Genomic DNA, 16,455 nt, shown 5'->3' on the forward strand with positions numbered 1-16,455 from the left:
CCTTATTGGTCGATTGCAGCCGCAGGTAAAGGGCCGCGCAGCGCTTCAAGGCGTTTAGCCAAGTCAATCAATTGCAGCTCGCTGTCGCGCCGTCCCATGATCTGCAGAGCCAGGGGGGCCTTGCCGTCAGCACTGAGCATGATCGGCAGGGTGATCGCCGGCAGGCCGCTGAAGCTGGCTAACGGGGTAAAGCCGATTTTCTGTGAATAATCCGGATCGGCCGGTGACGGGATGGTCGAGTCGCCCGGCAGCGGGCGACGCACGTCGAAAGGCCGGCAAGGGTCGATGGGAAACACCACCACATCCACACCTGCGTCTTCAAAACACTGGTCGATGCCGGCCCGCACCGCTTGCATGCGCTCGGTTATCTGCCCGTACTCGGTGTCGCTCACGGCGGCGCCCACATCCAGTGCGGCTTGGGTCGACCAGTGCAGGTCCGTATCGAAGACCTCGCGCCACACCTGGGAGGCCAACCAGGCGTCCCGCGCACATAACTGCCAGGCCGACCCACGACTGGCCCACAGCGCTGGCAATTGCACGGGCACCTGAGGCAGGCCCAAGTCAGCCAGCAGGCTTTTCGCCTGTTGCATCATGGCGAGCATCGGCGCGCTGGTGACGTCCTCGTCAATGTGGCTCAGCACGCCAACCTGGTAGGTGTCGGCCAGCGGCTTTTGCTCGCCCAAATGTTGCTCGAGCCCCAGCATGGGCATCAGGAAGTCCAGATCATCGGCGGTACGCGTGACCCAACCTAGAGCGTCCATGGAGGGTGACAACGGGAACACGCCATCCAGGTTGGAAGCCTTGTGCGTCATGCGCAGCCCGACCATGCCGCAATGGGCTGCCGGCCAACGCACGGATCCCAGCACGTCGGTTCCCAGAGAGATGTCACACAAGCCCGCAGCCACGGCTACCGCCGAGCCGGTGCTGGAGCCGGAAGGGTCAATGCTCGGGTACAACGGGTTACGCGCCCCGCAGCCAAAGCCGATGTTGAGTTCGGTGGTGGCGACCTTGAACAGGACGCGCACGTCGGGATGCAACGACCACAAGGCGCTGGCAGAGACATCCGGGTAGTGCCGGTAACTGCGCAACCCCAGACGTGTCGGCAGGCCGGCCACATCGACGGTGTCCTTGACCCCCATGCGGAACAGGACACTGTCGTCGGTCACACTCGAGACCAGGCAACGGTATTGGCTATCCGCCGAGCCTGCCCACTGGTTGTACTGCCCGGCCCATTGATGTCGCAGCTGGGGTTGTTCCAGCAGCAAACGGTGGCGCTGGCGTAACGGTAACCGGAGAAAGTCCGGCACAGCCTCAGCCTGTTCACGATGGCTGGCGTGGCCTGACAGGTAAGCAGTAATGCTCTGCTCTGCAGTACGGATGCTCATGACTCTCGACTCCCTGTTTGCTGGATAGCCCATGCCTGCGGTTTGCCGATGGCCGACAACGGCACCTGTTCGACGTGGCGAATTCGCACCGGCTTGGGAAAATGCCCCCCCAGGCGCTCGATGGCCTGGGTGATGCTCGCCGCGGTGAGCGTGGGCGAACTGAACACGACTTCGTAGGCCTCTCCGCGCAACTCATCGCGCAGGGGCACGCATGCCAAGTGCTGGCATTGGGTCACCGCACTGAGGTCAGCGCGCAAGACGCCCAGGTCCTGGCGCACACCATTGATTTTTATCAGCTGGCTGGCACGGCCCAACCACTGGAACTGCCCAGGCCCCGCCGCAATAATCCAGTCATCGCTCTGGTGACTCGGCGCTGCCACTTCATCCTCGACGGCCTTGGCGATTCTCGGGCTGCGCACCCTGAGGCGCGACTCCACACCCACCGGGCTGAGCAACGAGACATCCTCGAACACCGTCCAGGGCATGGGCGTTTCGCTGATAGGCCGATGGGCAATGGCACCGGTCTCGGTCGAACCGAGCAGTTCGATGAACGTCACCCCCAGCCCGGCAAAACGATTGACCACCCCGTACGCCTTGGACGGCAACGCCGAGGCACTGTGCAGTACCAGTACCGGAACCTGCGGCGCCAGGCGCTTGAGCAGCGACGCGAGCAGTGTCCAGGTGCTGGCAATGCACAGGATCACTGTCGGCCCCCTGACTTGGAGGTCCGGCAGTGTGAGTGTCTCCATAGAGCAGCATTGCAACCTGGCCTGGGTCACCTCGGCCCCTATCTGACCCAGGATCATGCCGTAGCTGTGCTCCGTGGGGGCGAACGCCAGGATGTCCGTCACACCCGTGGCCCATGTGCCGAGGATCATCCGCGCTTCCTGCTCCATTTGCCGCCGGGTGCGGACCCACTGGCGCGGCGCCTGGGTAGAGCCAGAGGTACGAAAAACGTGCTCCACACTCATCGCCTAAACCGCCTGCAACGTGGCGGTGTCTTCCAGGCGCTCTGTGACGAACTGCTCCATTTTTTCCAGGGTCTCGAACCAGTAGCGAACGTCATCGCCGACGTAGTCCACCTCGATACCAAAGCGCTCCTCGATGGTGGTCACCACTTCTACCGCCATCAGGCTATCGAAGCGCTCGCCGATAAAGTCGCGAAAACTCTGGTCGGCGCCAATGGTACGGACCTCCGGCCCGAGCAAGGCTTCCAGGGCTGAGCGAATATTGTCTTTTACAGTGTTGGAATTGGTCATGTTATTAACCCTTTGTGCCAGCGTTAGTCAGTGTTTCACCCGTGGCGTAAAACACACTTTCAGGAAAAACATCTTCGTACTGCAGATAAAAGAATGAATCGGCAAACTCCGCGGTAAAAAAACTAAACAGTTGCGTGGCGAAATCCTTACGGAAAAACTGATCACGGCTGGCGGCAATCGACGCATGAATAAAAAACACTCGACTGCGCTTGCTCTCGCCATGATTAATTGGCATTGGGCGTCCGGCGCTGAATACACCTTCTTCATCCAGCGCACTAAAAATCACCATACAGTGCGCCGGATCCAGGCCATGCCCTTTGAGTTCGCGAGCAACTTTCAAGGCGATTTTCTTTTTTTCACTTACTCCAAGAAACCCGGAGCGAATATTGATCGTCGGCACATCACCCTCTCAAGACAAATACAAGTTAGGAAGTACAGGCAGGCGCCCTTTCAACCATTGCCCCACCAGGCTGCCCAGGCAGGTGGACAGCGCGTCGTGTCCTTCGCGGTACATCGGTGACCAGGCGTAGCCGCCATCCGTCTCGACGTTCTCCAGGAAATACAGCACGTGAGCGCGGTCCACCTCGAGACTGAAGTCACAGGAGGCAGCCATGGCTTCGTAGGTGCTGAGCAAGTCCGGGATGCGATTGCCGATATTGGCGAAACCACCCTGCTTGACCTTGTGCCGCCGCAACAGCGCCAGCATCCCTTCATTGTCAGTGTGGCCCAGGTAACGCAGGCACTTGAGCGCCTGGACACTGGAGCGGAACGTCGCTACGCCACCCGGGAAGTTGGCAAAGGCCAGGGGCTCCTGGGTGATGGCGCAACGCCGGACAAAGCGTTCCAATTGCTCACAGTCGACGCCGTCACTGCGACCCAGACGGGTGATGATCGACACCGCGGAGGCGGTCGACACCATGTCCGAGCCACGCCCTTCCCAGAAGCCGAAACCGCCATCGGGGTTCTGGATCCGCGCCAGCCAGGCCAACACAGCCTGCCGGGCCTCGGGCGAGTTACGCAGCGCACCGGCCGCCAACGCCCAGGCGGTGCAGCGCACTTCAGCGCCCCGCCCGGGCATGTACATCACTCCGGCTTCGTTGGGCAGCTGGCAACCCTCGATCCACTTCACCGCCGAGGCACGCGCCTGCGGGGTGAGGCGGCCGTCCAGGACGGTGGCGGCAGTGGTCAAGACGTCCGCCGCTGCACTTTTTTCACGGTAGGTGTAGCCGCCGTTGTCGACATACAACTGCTGGATAAACCGGCTGACGCTCTGGGCCAGCCCACTCACATCCCGGCCCAGGGCCTTGAGCGAGCCGACCGCACAAAACACCGCCCAGACGTCTTCGCAGTCATAGCCTTGCCAGCGCACGAAACCGCCTTCGGGGCCACGCAACGACTCGATCCACGCAACACAACCGGCACTGTGCAAGGGCGCGCGCGCCAGCGCAGCAAGGGTTGCGGTGGTGCGATAAGTCGCCCACAGGCACGCGGTGTCTGCCGCCTCGCTGAAGCGAAAGCCGCCCCCTTCAACCTGCTGGGCCTGCATCCAGTCGATCAGCCGATCCATGTCCCAAGCCGGCACCCAGTCGCCTTGCTGGCTGAGGGCCTTCCAGGCCATCACCCCATAAAAGCACGCGCGCACGTCCGCCTTGTTGCGCTGGGCAAATGCCGGCGACCAACTCAACCCACCATTTTCACACTGCAAGGCACTGAGCCAGTCGAGCAGTACGGCCGGCGCTTTCACTTCACCGTGACAGAAATTGATCAAGGTGCGCACCGCATAGTGGGTTGCCCACACATCCGCGCCCTGCCCCGCGCACATGGCGTAGGCATGCCCATCCCACAGGCTGTCCAGCCAAGGTTTGGTCTTTTCCGAGACCTGCTCCAGCGCGCCGAGGTCGTTGAGGGTTTCGGTGCAGTAAAACGTTGCCCAGGCATCCGAAGGCATGCCTTTGCTCCAGGCGTAGCCGCCATCGCGGTTCAAGCGCGCCTCGATGTAGCGACGAATCTGCGGCTGGTCGACCGTTTGCAACTGATCGACCCAGGCCAGGCTGCGGATGGCCGCATAGGTGCACCAGAGGTCCGGCTGGCCGCTGACCACTGCGCGACCTCCGGGAAAGCGCGGCGGAATCTGGCTGAAAGCATTCATTGCTGGCCACCGACGAAGCGCAGGTTGGTTTTTTTCCAGCTTTTCTGCGAAGCCCCACTCTTGCTGACCGCCGCTAGGTTGTTGACGAACAGGATCCTGTCCCATCGCAGGTTCATGCGTTCCTCGGAACACTCACGCAACGAGTGTGCGAGCCCGGCCTCCAGCTCATTGTCCCAGACCACATCGCGCTCCAGGATCAGGCTCGCGCTGTCCGTGGTGCGGTCCACTTCGATCAGGTAGCCGGTGGCGTTGCTGTTGCCATAGACGATTTCTTCGATCTTGCGGATTTCCAGGTCCACCCCAGACACCACGACAGCGTCGGAATCGCGACCGTTGACCATCATCGTCGGGCCCGGCAACCCCACGGCGCACTCGGACGTGATGGTCACACTGTCGCCGGTGTCCAGGCGCAACAGCGGGCGGGCGTACAGGTTCAGCGGCGTGACGACAAGACGCCCACTGGCACCATTGCTCAAGGGTACGATCTGACCGCTGGCGTTCACCAACTCGAAATAATTGGTGCCCGTGGTCAAGCGTTGGACCTTGCCCTGGGTCACCGCCGCCAAGGTGCCGGTTTCGGTGCTGCCGTAGCTGGCATCGTGAATATCGCAGGCCCACCACTGCGCGAGGTTTTCCCGGAAGGGCGGGGTATTGACTTCGCCCAACAACATGATCGCTTTGATCGACTCACTGACACGCTCAAGCATTTGCCGTTGCTTGAGATAGCGCGTCAGTTGCACCAGCACCCCAGGCGCGATGAATATCACGGTCGGACGGTAGGTCTCGAACAGCGTGCACAGACGCTCCCAATCCGTGATCCCCGTGGTGAAGGGGTAGGCACGCACATGGGAAACGTCGAGGTATTCGCATACATTGGCGATCAAGTCGCCCACCGGGACGATGTCCGAAGGCATCAGGTTGGCCACCCGTGAGCCGGGCTCGATGACGTGGCGCCAGTGGAACGCCACCGACACGGCGTTCCAGATGATGTCTTCCTTGAGCCTGGGGCTGGGAGTGGGCTCGCCGGTGGTGCCGGTGGTCGCGTAATACTTGGCGGCCAGGCCGTAATCAACGGTGCAGAATGCACGCGGGGAGCCTTTGAGACTGGCCTTGGGCGTCAGCGCCAAGGCCTGGAACCCGGCGAAGCTGAAGTCGCACAGGTCGCGATAGAACTCGCTGTGGCGGGCGCGCTCCCACACGACCTGCAGTTTTCGCTCATAGAAAGGGGCGTCGGGGATCAACTCCCCATGACGCAGGATCTCGCTTTCGGCACCCTGCAAAACCCTATAGTAATGATCGTTATGAACTAACATTAACTTGCCCTCGTTAAAAAACCCCAGCGAGAATTGGCGAGCCGACCGATAAAGTAAAATACTTTCGCGGTCTATTAGTAAGAGTCTGCAGATATCAGAGAGAAAAACCGGTACTTGACGACTCGACTATCTTATTTAGTTAGGGTCGTGCCCCTGCGATACGCCAACCTGCCGAAAATTACAACTAAAAAATAGTTCGCCGTGGATTAATACTCGCGTCATCAAAAAGCGGCTAAGGCCCGCCAATAGTATTAAACAGAGACTTTTATAGTATTTCTCATCTGAATCTTACCGCCGCACTATCACCGCCGCCTTTGCAAGAACGAGTTCCGGGCATCACCACGGCAGTCGGTTTAACACGACGCCAACTTAGTGCACTTGCGCCGGCTGGATCCCCGATTCACGCACAGACAAGGAGACGCTGAATGCTAACGACACACCCACATTTCCAGGCCATGGCCACTGACTGGACACCCGATACCTGGCGCTCACGCCCAGTCCTGCATCAGCCCACCTACCCCTTCCCCGCCGACCTCGAGCACACCTTGCACGCACTGGCCCAGCGGCCCGCCCTGGTGAACGCCGGCAAGGTCCTGCAACTCAAGCACCTGATCGCCCAGGCGCAGAACGGCCACGGTTTTATCCTGCAGGGCGGCGATTGCGCGGAGTCCTTTGAGCACTGCTCCAAAGACGCCGCAGCCAGTCAGGTCAAAGTGCTGCAGCAAATGACACAAGTACTCATGCAGGGCCTGCAAATGCCAGTCATCTGCCTGGCGCGCCTGGCGGGGCAATATGCCAAGCCTCGCTCAAGCGAGCGTGAAACCCTGGGGCAGCAGACCCTGCCGGTGTACCGCGGCGACATCGTCAACGATAGCGCGTTTACCCCACACGCACGCCGGGCCGACCCGAAGCGCCTGTTGCAGGCTCATGCGTGTGGCGCTGCAACACTCGGGTTTGTCCGTGCGCTGTATGAAACCGGTATCGAGGAACTGCTCAAACCCGCGCACTGGCCCACCGCATGGGTCGACGCTCTGCCCGAGCGGGAGGCCTTCCAGCGCACCCTCCAGGGCGTGCAGCACACCACACAATTCATGACCTCGCTGGCGGGCAGCGATGCAGACCGTTTCCTGCATCGTGAAACCTTCGTGTCCCACGAAGCCCTGCTGCTGGACTACGAGCATGCCCTGACGCGCCAAGTGCCCGGCTTCGACGGTTGGTTCAATCTGTCCACGCACTTTCCGTGGATCGGCAAACGCACCGCCGAGCTGGAGGGCGCTCATGTGGAGTACTGCCGGGGCATTCACAATCCAATAGGCGTAAAGGTAGGTGCCGATGTCAGCCCCGATGCCTTGCTGGCGCTGATGGATCGGCTCAATCCCCGCAACGAACCAGGTCGTTTGACGCTGATCCACCGCATGGGCGCCGACCAACTCCGGAAAACACTGCCTGCCTTACTCAACGCCGTCACGCGCTCAGGCAGCAACGTGCTATGGCTGTGCGACCCCATGCATGGCAATACCGAAACCCTGACGTGCGGCACTAAAACCCGACGCTTTGAGCAGATCATGCGCGAGATTGAGGCGGCCTTCAGCGTCCATCGCGAACACGGCACTCGCCTGGGCGGCCTGCACCTGGAACTCACAGGGGATGACGTCACCGAATGCCTGGGCGGCGCACGCAACCTGCAACCCGAGGACCTGTCCCGACGCTACCTGAGCAAGGTCGACCCACGCCTCAACCATGAACAAGCCCTCGAACTGGCGCTACGCGTTGCACACTTAGCCCGCTGAGACGAACCTGCCCTTTCCCACAGCCGAGTTTTTATGCCTGCCGTCATCTACATTTTTTCGCTCTGTACTTTTACATTCGGCTTGTCCGAATTCGTCGTTGCTGGCTTGGTGTCGGCGATTTCGGTGGACTTGCATGAGTCCATCTCGCAAGTCGGCTCAGCAATCGCGGCCTATGCCTTGGGCGCCGCCATTGGCGCCCCGATCATCACGGCCCTGTTGGCCAACTGGCGCGATAAAACCGTCTTGTTGCTGACCCTTGGCGTGCTTGCCGCCGGCAGCGTGGCCATCAGTCTGGCGCCCGATGTACTGACCTTGCATGGCGTACGTTTCATCATAGGCCTCGCGCATGGGGTATTCATGGCCGTGGCCTCCAACGCGGCGGTCAAACTGGTCGACCCGATGCGCGCAGGGCGAGCGCTATCGTTGGTATGGATGGGCCTGACCCTTTCAATCGCCTTTGGCGTGCCTATCGGCACCTTCTTCGGCAGCTACTGGTCATGGCGCGTGGTGTTCCTGGCCATCGGCGGCCTGGGCCTGATCAGCACCATCGGCTTGGTGCTTCTGATGCGCCAGCAACCCCTTTCCTCGAATCAGTGCGCCACAGACCTGAAACAAAGCCTCGCGGCCCTGTTGCACCGCGAACTGTTGGGGGCTGCCACGATCGCGATGCTAGTGAGCGTGGCGACTTTTTCATTCTTTACCTTCGTGTCGCCGTTCCTGCTGGACATCACCCGTGTCCCGCCGCAGGTTCTGAGCCTGGCAATGCTGCTGTTCGGTATCTGCTCTATTCTCGGCAATTTGCTTGGCGGCTATCTCATAGATTCCTTCGACGCCGATCGATGTTTGCTCGGTGGGTTGACGGCATTGATGCTTAATCTGTTGAGCTTGCACATCTGGGGCGATTCGATGATCGCCACGTTAACGCTGGTGGGGCTATTGGGAGTGGTGTTCTTTGCCATAGTGACCATGTCGACCCTGCGCATGCTGCGCCTAGCACACCACTATATTCCGCAGTCCAGTGCAGTGGCTTCAGGGCTTAATATTGCGTCGTTCAACCTCGGAACGGCGTTGGGAGGCATCGGCGCAGGCTGGGTGATTACCCATTTCGGGCTCGCCAACATCCCTATTGCGGGCGCCGCTGCAGCATTGGTGGCCATCGGCACGCTTGCCCTGCAGATGAAAAGCAGGTCTCCAACTGCCGATGGACACGCGGATCAATGCCCCTAGCGACGAGCGCCCTAGGGGGTGTTCTCAATCAGGCTAGCCATATGACGACTGATACAAGACTCAGCATCGACTGGTAGTTTCTTGCCAGTCGCTCATATCTGGTTGCGATGCGGCGGTACTGCTTCAGTTTCTGGAAAAAACGCTCCACCAGATTACGTGCCTTGTAGGTATGTCGATCCAGCTTTCGGGGCTTCAGACGATTCCCTCTTGAGGGGATGACGGCTTCAGCCCCATTGCGCTGTATTAACTCCACGAAAGCATCTGAGTCATAACCTTTGTCTGCCAGTACCGCATCGGGCGTAAAACCTTCGATCAGCGCTTTGGCTTGGCCATATTCAGAGCTTTGTCCGTGCGTCAGCAGCAGGCGTACCGGGTTCCCCTGGGCGTCGACGGCCGCGTGAATCTTGGTGCTCAGTCCGCCTCTGGATTTGCCCATGGCTTCGGCGTCCTGACATGTTTTTTTGCCGCACCATGCTGATGAACGCGCACTATGCTGCCATCCACCATCAGGTGTTCCAGGTCAGCGTCAGTCGCAAGCGATGCCATGATCTGTAACCAGACTCCCTTGCGTGACCAGCGATTATAACGCACATAGACCCGATGCCAGTGACCGTAGGTTTCAGGTAGATCCCGCCAGGGCGCGCCAGTTCGGGCAATCCAGAGTACCGCCTCTACAAATAGACGGTTATCGCGGGCGGTCACGCCACGGTCGCTGGCTTTCCCCGGCAGCAGTTCCTTGATGCGCTCCCATTGATCGTCACGCAACCTATAGCGGCTCACCAGTTACCCCAAATAGCTCAAGGGCATCGAATGGCCCTACTGAGCGAAAATGAGAACGCCCCCTAGCAGTTAAGATTAAAGGAGTGGCCTGGAGAGCTAAGGAAATTCTGAAAAAGACTTCCTGATTTGGCAGAATCCCCGGACACCAATCGCCGAGCTTTTCGATGATGAAGCAAATGACCTTCGCCGACGCCGAGTACGCCGGTAAGCGCAAGCAGACCCGTAAGGAACTGTTCCTGATCGAGATGGATCGGGTCGTGCCCTGGAAGGGTTTGATCGCTCTGATCGAACCCCATTACCCGAAGGGCGAAGGCGGTCGTCCGGCGTATCCGTTGATGGCGATGCTGCGGGTTCATTTGATGCAGAACTGGTTTGGCTACAGTGATCCGGCAATGGAAGAGGCGCTTTACGAGACGACGATCTTGCGCCAGTTTTCCGGCCTGAGCCTGGAGCGGATCCCGGACGAAACCACCATTCTCAACTTCCGTCGCCTGCTGGAAAAACACGAGTTGGCCACTGGCATTCTCGGCGTGATCAATGGCTATCTGGGCGACCGTGGCTTGTCGCTGCGGCAAGGCACCATCGTCGATGCCACGCTGATTCATGCGCCCACTTCGACCAAGAACAAGGACAGTAAACGCGACCCGGAAATGCACCAAACGAAGAAGGGCAACCAGTATTACTTCGGCGCCAAAGCGCACATTGGTGTCGACGATGACTCGGGGCTGGTGCACAGCGTGGTGGTCACTGCGGCCAACGTGGCGGACGTGACCCAAGTCGACAAATTGCTTCACGGTGCTGAGAACGTGGTCTGCGCCGATGCAGGCTATACCGGTGTCGAGAAGCGCGAAGAGCATGCTGGACGCCAAGTCATCTGGCAGGTTGCAGCCCGGCGCAGCACCTACAAGAAGCACGGAAAACGCAGCGTGTTGTACAAAGCGATACGCAAGATCGAAAGAGCCAAGGCTCAGGTTCGTTCTAAGGTTGAGCATCCATTTCGAGTGATCAAACGCCAGTTTGGCTATACGAAAGTGCGCTTTCGAGGCTTGGTGAAAAACACGGCTCAGATGGTGACGTTGTTTGCCCTGTCGAACCTGTGGATGGCACGTCGACATTTGCTCTCCGACGCGGGAGAGGTGCGCCCGTAATGAGGGAAATAGCCGCTGCAAGGCGCTTGCTGCGGAAAAAATGGATGAAATAAGCGGCAGACTTGATCGATTTTGAACGGCTGCCGTTTTTTGAAACCGCTATGGCTCAGCAATCGAGAAATAGCTGCCTACTTCAGACCATCCCTAGGGAAGGTCTGAAGTAAGCAGCTGTTTTTGGCGGCCTCGCTGCTTGAAGCTCAAAAAACGCCGACTTAATCGAAAATTAGACCTTTCTTCCCCTCAATTCACCGTTTTTTCTGCGAGCAAGCGCCTTTCGGCGATCATTGTCCGCATTACAGGCGCACCTCTCCTGCATTTAACAATCGTTTTCGCATCATCCACAGGTTCGACAGAGCAAACAGCGTGTTCTGCTGCGCGGTGTTTTTAACAAGGCCCCGGAAGCGCACTTTTGTATAACCAAACTGGCGCTTGATCACGCGAAACGGATGCTCAACCTTGGCGCGCAGTTGAGCTTTCGCGTATTCGATTTTGCGACGCATGCGCCCAATCAGGCTCTTCTTTGCATGCTTTTTATAACTGCTTGGCCGAGCGGTAATCGACCAGATCATTTGGCGATCTTGATGCTCGGGTCGCTTTTCGACGCCGGTGTAACCGGCATCGCCAGAGACGTAAGTCTCTTCTCCGTGCAGTAACTGATCGACCTGGGTTACGTCCGCCACATTCGCCGCAGTGCCCAACACGCTGTGCACCAAGCCGGATTCGGCATCGACACCGATGTGCGATTTCATTCCGAAAAAGTATTGGTTTCCTTTCTTCGTTTGGTGCATTTCGGGGTCGCGCTTACCGTCCTTGTTCTTGGTCGAACTCGGCGCATGGATGATCGTCGCATCGACCACGGTGCCCTGGCGCAGCAACAAGCCACGGTCGCCCAGATAGCCGTTGATGACCTGCAAAATCCCACCGGCCAGTTCATGTTTCTCCAGCAGTCGGCGGAAGTTGAGGATCGTCGTTTCGTCCGGAATCCGATCCAGATGCAGTCCGGCGAACTGGCGCAGAATCGTGGTTTCGTAGAGCGATTCCTCCATCGCCGGGTCGCTGTAGCCGAACCAGTTCTGCATCAGATGAACCCGCAGCATGGCCATCAACGGATACGCCGGACGACCGCCTTCACCCTTAGGATAATAGGGTTCGATCAACGCAATCAGGCCTTTCCACGGCACGACCTGATCCATCTCGATCAGAAAGCGCTCACGGCGGGTTTGCTTACGTTTGCCAGCGTATTCGGCATCGGCGAAGGACATTTGCTTCATCAGGCGTCTCGGCGGTTGAGATCAGACATTCTGCCAAATTTGGAAGTCTTCTTCAGAGCTTCCCTAGCTCTCTCGTTCCAGGCATGTGTCCGCTCCACCACCCACCGCTCGGGCATAACCACAAAGCTGGTCGGAGCAGGCGCTGCCGTGAACAAGTCACCTTGTTCTGAATGCCATTTCCCGGTACGTCGATTGTTTGGCCCCCGGATGACCTCAACCTCAAGCGAATGAGTGTGCTGTATACGCTGGGCCCACTTTCCGGCGTAGGCGCTGTCGACGAACAGTGTATTCAATGACGGGTATTTGCCCATTGAGGACGTCACTGCGTCGTCCGCCGCGTCGCGATCCTGCACGCTGGCTGCACTAATGCTCACCGCCAAAAGCAGGCCCAGCGTATCGACGATCACACTGCGCTTGCGCCCTTTTTCCTTCTTGCCTGCGTCGTAGCCGCTTTCGCCGCCTTGAGGAGAGCTACGGGTCGATTGAGAGTCCAGAATAGCGGCTGACGGCTTTTCATCACGATCCTCCCGCTCTCGCCATTGGGCACGAAGCCGATCATGCATTTGCTCAAACTTGCCCTGCGCGCTCCACCGTCTGAAGGTTTTATAGAGATTGTCCCAGTGCGGGAACTAGCGAGGCAGCATTCGCCACGAGCAACCCGTGCGCACGACATAGCAGCAAGTCTCGAGCAGTGTGCGCCGGGAGTGACGGGGCGGCACGCCACGCCCTCCTGAGATTTGAAACAAATCAGCGACCAGCGCCCATTCTGCGTCGGTAAGACAACTGGGGTAGCGTTGCTCTGGCGACTGACGTCGGTGTACCTCGGTGTAGCCATAAGACTTACGAGGCTCGGGAGGCTGGAAGCTGCCCTTGGGCCGCTCCTTAACACGAATAATCCCGGCCAGTTTCAACGCCTTGGCGAACCTGTCGGGATGAGCGGTGATGCCCGTTTCGGCATGGAATGCTTGCGCCAATTGCGTGGCCTCAGACTTTAACCTATGTCGGCTATCATGCTTGCATTGGGCTTAGAACTTGCGTGCTGTTCTAGTGACCTTTTTCTTTGAATTTTGACTAAACTTCGTCAATGATCAAGCGATCAAGGAGTGGAACGTGAACGCTCAGAAAATCATTTCCAGCCCAGAAAAGCAGGCAAAGCTGAGACGCCGAGTTAGTTCGGTCACTTTCGGTCTGCGCGACCGTCGCCCTGCCCGAGAGATCCGGTTGGCAGATCGAGGTTGCCCGCGGATAGAGATCGCTCGTCTGATCGGGCTTTCACGGCCAATAGGCAGTTGGGTCCAGCGATTGCAAATCCCGCGATTGGTGAGTTTGCTTGACGAACCGGCGAGTGGTGCCGTAAACATTGATCTAGAGAGGTACACTTGGACACCGTACGCTGAGCAGTGGTGGAGTTACCCCAACAAGGCAAGAATGGCCGGAAGATCTGCTACCAGCGTCCATAAACTATGGGTCGCCAACGACCTGAAACCGTACTTGACCCAAACCCTCAAGCGGTCCAAAGGAGCGATTTATCAAAAGAAATTCTTGGACTTAATCGGACTGAGCATTGATCCGCCAGATAAGTCACAGATGCTCTGCTGTAATGAGAAAATTCAGCAGGGACTACTACTTGGCATCGCTCACATCCGAAATCAAACCTACGATTATGCGCACCATCGCAGGGTCAACTTATTTATGCCCCTAGGCTATCTTCAGGCAAGCTTGATCAGTAGGCTCAAGCGCCAGCAAAGCCTTCAGGAGTTCTCGGATTTTTTCAAGAAGACCTTTGATGAAATGCTCAAGCACTTTCAGCAGCGTCTGATCGTAGGCAACTACACGCCCTACACGTACCTGGCCGTCAAGGTTTGGCATGCCAAGCATACACACTTTCACATGCATTCCCCCTCATGCCTCAATTCCTGGATTAGCAGGATTAAACGTTTCGTTGAAGACATAAAAGCTTATTTGCATGAATTTAGTTTCAGTTTAATATGCGAGCTAGGCGCGACTATTACTGTGCTCATAGCCCTGCGGAATTCGGAGCCGATTCGCTATGTCTAAAATCCAAAGTGTGAGGTTGCGTTTAAAAAGCATAGCGGTCCCGAGAGGTGGTAGGTTTGCAGGCACTTATGCAGATTTAGCTGACTTATGCGTTACTTTTCTTTTGGGGTGGCATGTTTATAGGTATTTACACCATTATGATCACACTATAATAGGGCAACAATTTAAAGGAGGGGAGTTACCCGGAATTTACACAGCTATGTCGATCGCATGGGTAATAGGAGCCTTGCTTGGCCCTACCCTCGGAGGCATGGCGATATCACTGTCGACCCATGTCTTACCCTTCCTCGCAGCACTACTTTGCGGAACATTCCTATTATGCTCACTGCAAAAACGCCGAATCGGCAAATGACCATTGCAGGTTTGATTTACTAATTCTCACGTTGAGGGCTGTAAAATGGTCAGACTCGTCATGCTATTACTAGGCGTTGATTATCTTCGTTCAAATTGGCACATCATGACAACAATAGGCGCTATATTTGCACTGTCAGGCAGCATAGTCTTCATTGATGCGCTTGATGGGGCATTATACTTCCCTATAAGCCTTTTCGCATGGTTGCTGTTGATTGAAGGCAGTGCAACATTGATCGTCGCACACAGCGGGATAGGGGGGCAGCGCAAGCTTCGGTACTTAAAAGGCTTCACGTTCGTGATTGCAGCATCACTGATCTTGGCTGGCCATCATCATGGAAACTTCATTCTATCGATAATATTTGGCACTCTGTTTTTAATCGATGGACTACTGCAAATTATATCCGCTTATGTTGTCCGATACCGCACTTGGCGCCTTGCAATTTCCGGAGGGGTAGTAGAACTTGCCTTGGCCGTCTTCTTCTTTCAACCTTACCCCACAAACTATATTGGTACTGTACCCTTTTGCCTTGGATTAGGGTTGTTTTTTGCAGGCTGGAATATGTTGATTGTTTCTGGCCGGGTCCGCAGGATGACATCTAACCCTGCATTAACTCCTCACTCTGCAATTTACAATCCTGAGCAAATTGAAAAAGAGAAAGAAGCATGTACAAACCTTATAGAGGAAACCTCTCGGGCACTGACAATTCATATATGGACGCCTGTTGGTGTGGCTGATGGCGAGGTTGTGCACCGCCCATTGATAGAGCGCTATATAGCTGCTGTGGACAAGAATGGCGTTATTTCAACGGGCCACGCTGCGCTGGAAGCACCCAATGGTCTTTACGTTAGCCTGTACCCGGCAGAAGACATAGACCATTCTCCTGACGAGTTTGTCCGAATGTTGCGAGCCACCGAAGATAACAACATGCCGGGCGAATTTCAGCCTGATTACCTTACGGAATCGCAAGCATGGTGTCCTTCTACAGTAAAAGTAAGGATATTTAACTATGACCTACAGCGTTTGGGTGAGTTTTGGGAAGAGTTTCGTAAGGACACCACCTACAATCTAACCCATCGCAATTGTTCCAGCAGCGTGATACAAGTTCTTGAGGCCGCTGTAGAGGGATCTGTAGGGCGTATATGTGGGCAATACAGCCTGTATCGTACTTTAGGAATAATATTCGGCACTCCAGAATTATGGGTTGCCATTCAAATTCGAAAACGTGCGCAAACCATGGCTTGGACGCCAGGTCTGGCACTGGATTATACACGAGCGCTTAGCATGCTGGTAGATCCGAAGCCAACTGGGTGGATTAATACTTCCAGGCGTGCATTTAAGAAAATAAGCTCTTTACGTCGCCAGTGGAAACAGGAAAAAGTATTAACTGAAACCAGTAGCAAAAAAACGCAGAACGCTGGGAAAAAGTCTGTATAAGCCATGCTGCGGGACTTGCATTAAATGGAAATTTGCGGTTATTCATGATTATGCTGCGCAGTTATTAGATCTCAACTCAAAGAATCGACGATGCCGCCTGCGAATTCGCGTCGATCGTCACAAATTATTTTACGTTTAAATAAACGAAGTTACCTGAATCGCCTCAATAAAAAACCCGGACGACGTCCGGGTTTTTAGCCTTAGGGTTTAACTACCCAAGAGCCCACTGGTATCCGCGTCAAAGCGCTTACGGGCCTGATCAGCAGCGGGTTTGAACAACGCAAGC

The 16,455-nt window shown here is 56.9% G+C and carries 13 protein-coding genes and 1 pseudogene; 5 read left to right on the forward strand and 9 right to left on the reverse strand.

Translation table 11 applies throughout. The features are described 5' to 3' along the window. Positions 1–2 precede the first annotated feature (2 nt). The 6 genes from ACI77D_RS28480 to ACI77D_RS28505 are packed head-to-tail and all read right to left on the reverse strand — an operon-like array spanning position 3 to position 6,106. The gene (locus tag ACI77D_RS28480; protein ID WP_407017995.1) at positions 3–1,385 is read right to left on the reverse strand and encodes an amidase family protein; all 1,383 of its coding nucleotides are present in this window, start codon (positions 1,383–1,385) and stop codon (positions 3–5) included. After that, complete coding sequence (locus ACI77D_RS28485; RefSeq protein ID WP_407017996.1) at positions 1,382–2,356, reverse strand: acyl-CoA synthetase; 975 nt, start codon at positions 2,354–2,356, stop codon at positions 1,382–1,384. The genes ACI77D_RS28480 and ACI77D_RS28485 overlap by 4 nt, the downstream gene beginning before the upstream one ends. Before the next feature lie 3 nt (positions 2,357–2,359). Further along, complete coding sequence (locus ACI77D_RS28490; protein WP_407017997.1) at positions 2,360–2,644, reverse strand: acyl carrier protein; 285 nt, start codon at positions 2,642–2,644, stop codon at positions 2,360–2,362. 4 nt (positions 2,645–2,648) lie between these two features. Beyond that, positions 2,649–3,044: a hypothetical protein gene (locus ACI77D_RS28495; protein WP_407017998.1), complete on the reverse strand. Its 396-nt coding sequence runs from the start codon at positions 3,042–3,044 to the stop codon at positions 2,649–2,651. Between the two features lie 9 nt (positions 3,045–3,053). Continuing rightward, positions 3,054–4,793 carry a prenyltransferase/squalene oxidase repeat-containing protein gene (locus ACI77D_RS28500; RefSeq protein WP_407017999.1) on the reverse strand — a complete coding sequence of 580 codons (1,740 nt, stop codon included), beginning with the start codon at positions 4,791–4,793 and terminating at the stop codon, positions 3,054–3,056. Next, positions 4,790–6,106 carry an AMP-binding protein gene (locus tag ACI77D_RS28505; RefSeq protein ID WP_407018000.1) on the reverse strand — a complete coding sequence of 439 codons (1,317 nt, stop codon included), beginning with the start codon at positions 6,104–6,106 and terminating at the stop codon, positions 4,790–4,792. The genes ACI77D_RS28500 and ACI77D_RS28505 overlap by 4 nt, the downstream gene beginning before the upstream one ends. Before the next feature lie 425 nt (positions 6,107–6,531). Here ACI77D_RS28505 and ACI77D_RS28510 point away from each other — a divergent pair, with 425 nt between their 5' ends. Both ACI77D_RS28510 and ACI77D_RS28515 read left to right on the forward strand, forming a co-directional pair. Further along, complete coding sequence (locus tag ACI77D_RS28510) at positions 6,532–7,896, forward strand: 3-deoxy-7-phosphoheptulonate synthase (RefSeq protein ID WP_407018001.1); 1,365 nt, start codon at positions 6,532–6,534, stop codon at positions 7,894–7,896. 33 nt (positions 7,897–7,929) lie between these two features. After that, positions 7,930–9,123 (forward strand): MFS transporter, encoded by a 1,194-nt coding sequence (locus ACI77D_RS28515; protein WP_407018002.1) that lies wholly within the window; start codon positions 7,930–7,932, stop codon positions 9,121–9,123. A 28-nt stretch (positions 9,124–9,151) separates the two neighbouring features. Here ACI77D_RS28515 and ACI77D_RS28520 read toward each other — a convergent pair. Further along, a protein-coding gene (locus ACI77D_RS28520) for an IS5 family transposase (protein ID WP_407018003.1) occupies positions 9,152–9,903 on the reverse strand; the annotation gives its coding sequence in 2 pieces (ribosomal slippage) (positions 9,152–9,574 and positions 9,577–9,903; 750 coding nt in all). A gap of 167 nt (positions 9,904–10,070) precedes the next feature. Between ACI77D_RS28520 and ACI77D_RS28525 the strand changes: the two genes are divergently transcribed. Further along, positions 10,071–11,051 carry an IS5 family transposase gene (locus tag ACI77D_RS28525; protein ID WP_407018007.1) on the forward strand — a complete coding sequence of 327 codons (981 nt, stop codon included), beginning with the start codon at positions 10,071–10,073 and terminating at the stop codon, positions 11,049–11,051. A 293-nt stretch (positions 11,052–11,344) separates the two neighbouring features. Here ACI77D_RS28525 and ACI77D_RS28530 read toward each other — a convergent pair whose 3' ends face one another. Together ACI77D_RS28530 and ACI77D_RS28535 are read right to left on the reverse strand one after the other, a co-directional pair. Continuing rightward, positions 11,345–12,322: an IS5 family transposase gene (locus ACI77D_RS28530; RefSeq protein ID WP_407018004.1), complete on the reverse strand. Its 978-nt coding sequence runs from the start codon at positions 12,320–12,322 to the stop codon at positions 11,345–11,347. After that, a pseudogene (locus ACI77D_RS28535) lies at positions 12,322–13,296 on the reverse strand (IS5 family transposase). Before ACI77D_RS28535 ends, ACI77D_RS28530 begins: the two are co-directional and overlap by 1 nt. 136 nt (positions 13,297–13,432) lie before the next feature. Between ACI77D_RS28535 and ACI77D_RS28540 the strand changes: the two are divergent. Both ACI77D_RS28540 and ACI77D_RS28545 read left to right on the forward strand, forming a co-directional pair. Then, positions 13,433–14,380, forward strand: a complete 948-nt coding sequence (locus ACI77D_RS28540; RefSeq protein ID WP_407018005.1) for an IS630 family transposase — start codon at positions 13,433–13,435, stop codon at positions 14,378–14,380. A gap of 397 nt (positions 14,381–14,777) precedes the next feature. Next, the gene (locus ACI77D_RS28545; protein WP_407018006.1) at positions 14,778–16,169 is read left to right on the forward strand and encodes an HdeD family acid-resistance protein; all 1,392 of its coding nucleotides are present in this window, start codon (positions 14,778–14,780) and stop codon (positions 16,167–16,169) included. Positions 16,170–16,455: the final 286 nt, after the last annotated feature.

The organism is Pseudomonas sp. O39, assembly GCF_045447295.1.
Classification (GTDB): domain Bacteria; phylum Pseudomonadota; class Gammaproteobacteria; order Pseudomonadales; family Pseudomonadaceae; genus Aquipseudomonas; species Aquipseudomonas antarctica_A.

What these genes read in the sequence shown, in the direction of transcription:
- ACI77D_RS28515 (WP_407018002.1), top strand. Translation starts at nt 7,930, where the DNA reads ATGCCTGCCGTCATCTACATTTTTTCGCTCTGTACTTTTACATTCGGC.
- ACI77D_RS28530 (WP_407018004.1), bottom strand. Translation starts at nt 12,322, where the DNA reads ATGAAGCAAATGTCCTTCGCCGATGCCGAATACGCTGGCAAACGTAAG.
- ACI77D_RS28480 (WP_407017995.1), bottom strand. Translation starts at nt 1,385, where the DNA reads ATGAGCATCCGTACTGCAGAGCAGAGCATTACTGCTTACCTGTCAGGC.
- ACI77D_RS28510 (WP_407018001.1), top strand. Translation starts at nt 6,532, where the DNA reads ATGCTAACGACACACCCACATTTCCAGGCCATGGCCACTGACTGGACA.
- ACI77D_RS28490 (WP_407017997.1), bottom strand. Translation starts at nt 2,644, where the DNA reads ATGACCAATTCCAACACTGTAAAAGACAATATTCGCTCAGCCCTGGAA.
- ACI77D_RS28500 (WP_407017999.1), bottom strand. Translation starts at nt 4,793, where the DNA reads ATGAATGCTTTCAGCCAGATTCCGCCGCGCTTTCCCGGAGGTCGCGCA.
- ACI77D_RS28505 (WP_407018000.1), bottom strand. Translation starts at nt 6,106, where the DNA reads ATGTTAGTTCATAACGATCATTACTATAGGGTTTTGCAGGGTGCCGAA.
- ACI77D_RS28545 (WP_407018006.1), top strand. Translation starts at nt 14,778, where the DNA reads ATGGTCAGACTCGTCATGCTATTACTAGGCGTTGATTATCTTCGTTCA.
- ACI77D_RS28525 (WP_407018007.1), top strand. Translation starts at nt 10,071, where the DNA reads ATGAAGCAAATGACCTTCGCCGACGCCGAGTACGCCGGTAAGCGCAAG.
- ACI77D_RS28485 (WP_407017996.1), bottom strand. Translation starts at nt 2,356, where the DNA reads ATGAGTGTGGAGCACGTTTTTCGTACCTCTGGCTCTACCCAGGCGCCG.